Source organism: Arthrobacter sp. P1_A5, assembly GCF_056406825.1.
On sequence record NZ_JBFTZL010000290.1, the window covers coordinates 1 to 2,900 of the forward strand.

Here is a 2,900-nt window from a genome sequence, read left to right on the forward strand (position 1 = left end):
GTGGTCGTGGTGATCCCGGTCCTGACGGTGATCATGACGGTGATCGTCCGCCGCCTGATTCCCCTGTACCGCCAGGGCCAGGGCCTCCTGGACCGGATCGGCCGGGTGCTGCGGGAGCAGATCATCGGTGCGAATGTCATCCGCGGCTTTGTCCGGCAGGACCACGAGGTCCGCCGGTTCGATGAAGCCAACAAGGACCTCACCCGGAACAATCTGCAATCCGCCCTCCTGGTGGCGGCGATGATGCCGATGATCATGTTCGTGGTCAACATCTCGTCCGTGTTCGTGGTGTGGTTCGGCGGCCATCGCATCGACGCCGGCGAAATGCGGCTGGGGGCGCTGACGGCGTTCATCGCCTACATCCTGCAGATCCTGATTGCCATCATGATGGCGATGTACGTCTTCATGACCGCCCCCCGGGCGGCGGCCTGCGCGGAACGGATCCGCGAGGTGCTGGACACGGATCCGGCCATCGCGGATCCGGCCGTTCCCGCCGGGGCAGCCCCTGCCACCATTCCAGCCGATGGGTCTGGTGTGGCGGGCACCGCCGGTGCGGCCGCCGTCGCCGGCGCCCCCGGCCGCTCCGGCGCTGTCGAGTTCCGGAACGTGTCCTTCGCCTACCCCGGCGCCGAAGCACCCGTGCTGGACGGCGTCTCCTTCACCGCCAGGGCCGGTACCACGACGGCGATCATCGGCGCGACCGGCAGCGGCAAGACGACACTCCTGAACCTGCTGCCCCGTTTCCTCGACACGACGGCCGGAGAGATCAGCATCGGCGGGGAGAACGTGCGGGCGATGCCCCTGGACGTCCTGCGCGGCCTGATCGCAATAGTCCCGCAGCAGTCCTACCTGTTCGCGGACACGGTCGCGGGGAACCTCCGGTTCGGGGCGYCCGCCGCGAACGAGCCCGAAATATGGCAGGCGCTCGAAGCTGCCCAGGCCGCCGACTTTGTCCGCGCCCTGCCGCTCGGGCTCGACACGCCCGTAAGCCAGGGCGGCACGAACTTCTCCGGCGGCGAACGGCAGCGCCTGTGCATCGCGCGGGCCCTGCTCAAGCGGGCCCCCGCCTACCTTTTCGATGACAGTTTCTCGGCTCTGGACTACGGCACCGACGTCAGGCTCCGGGCGGCGGTCGAGCCGCTGCTGCGCTCGGCGACCGTGCTGATCGTGGCCGAGCGGGTGTCAACAATCGTGGACGCCGGGCTGATCCTGGTACTGGAGGGCGGACGGGTCGTCGCGCAGGGCACGCACAGCGAACTCATGGAGTCCTCGCCCAGCTACCAGGAAATTGCCGCGTCCCAGCTGGTGCTGGAGGAAGCCCCATGAGCCGCGCGCGGGCACACCGCGCCGGGACCGTTGCGGGACCCGGCGTGCCGGAGCGCATCAAATGGCACACCGCCGCCCGGCTGCTTGGCCTGCTGCTGCCGCTGAAGTGGCGGATGACCGGCGTCATCGCCGCGACCTGCGCGTTCGTGACACTCAACGTGGCGGCGCCCAAGGTGCTGGGCGACGCCACCGACGTCGTCGTCGACGGCTTCCTGGGCGGCTCCCTCGACGAGCAACAGCTGGCCGAGCGGCTGCTGGCCGTTTCGGCCATGTACGTCGGGGCATCGTTGTTCAGCTGGATCCAGGGCAGCCTGACCGCCACCGCGGTGCAGCGCCTCAGCTACGGCCTCCGCGGCTCCGTGGAACAAAAACTGCATGTGCTGCCGTCCAGCCATTTCGAGGAACAGCGCCGCGGCGACGTGCTCAGCCGGGCAACGAACGACGTCGACAATATCTCTCAGGCGCTCAACCAGCTCCTCAACCAGCTCATCATGGCCATCCTGATGCTCTCGGCCGCTCTCGCCATGATGCTGTGGCTCTCGCCGCTGCTGGCTCTGATCGCGATCCTCTCGGTGCCTGTGTCCACGATGATCACCGTGCTCGTGGCCCGGCACTCCCAGGCGCACTTCAAGGAGCAGTGGAGCAGCACGGGGGCACTGCACGCTCAACTCGAGGAATTCTTCACCGGGCATGAAGTGGTCAAGGCCTTCGGCCGGCAGGAAGAGTCGGCGGCGAGCTTCCGGGAGCGCAACGAGAAGCTCACGCGATCGAGCACCCGCGCCCAGTATTTGTCCGGCATCGTGCAGCCGCTGCTGGTGTTTGTCGCCAACCTCAACTACATCGCGATTGCTGTTGTGGGGGCGCTGCAGGTCACCGCGGGGCTCTTGACAATCGGCGGCATCCAGGCCTTCGTCCAGTTCTCCCGTCTCTTTAGCCAGCCGGTGAGCCAGATCGGCGGCATGCTGACCCTCGTGCAGTCCTGCCTGGCCTCGGCGGAGCGGGTGTTTGAGCTGCTGGACGCCCCGGAGATCCCTGCGGACAGCGCCGTGCCGGCCGTGCCGGCCGTTTCGGCCAACGGCGCCGGCAAGCTGCAAGGCGCCACGGCCGCGCGAAAGCTCCATGTCCCGCGCAAATCCTCCAACGGACGCAAAGCCCCTGCCCCGGGCACGCCCGGCGACCTGCTGGATCCCGGCGCAGTGGCGGGCCGGGTCACGTTCGAGCGCGTCAGCTTCAGCTACAGCCCCGGCACCCCCGTGGTGAAGGACCTCTCCTTCACGGTGGACCCGGGACAGACCGTGGCGATCGTGGGMCACACCGGYGCCGGCAAGACCACTCTGGTCAACCTTCTGATGCGCTTCTACGAACTCGACTCCGGCCGGATCCTGGTGGACTCGACGGACATCGCCACCATCCCGCGGGACGAGCTGCGGCGCGCCTTCGGAATCGTCCTGCAGGATGCCTGGCTGTTTACCGGCAGCATCCGGGAGAACATCGAATACGGCCGGCCCGGCGCCACCGAAGCCGATATCGTCGCGGCGGCCCGCGCCAGCCACGTGGACCAGTTTGTCCGGTCC

2 protein-coding genes are annotated in these 2,900 nt (G+C 68.1%); both read left to right on the forward strand.

Features of this window, described 5'->3' with window-relative positions; all coding sequences use genetic code 11:
* Positions 1 to 1,326: ABC transporter ATP-binding protein (locus tag AC1D1S_RS20435; RefSeq protein WP_476995363.1), on the forward strand; the 1,326-nt coding region annotated here is incomplete at its 5' end.
* Positions 1,323 to 2,900, forward strand: a 1,578-nt coding sequence (locus AC1D1S_RS20440) for an ABC transporter ATP-binding protein (RefSeq protein ID WP_476995364.1), incomplete at its 3' end; no start/stop codon positions are given. The genes AC1D1S_RS20435 and AC1D1S_RS20440, both read left to right, overlap by 4 nt.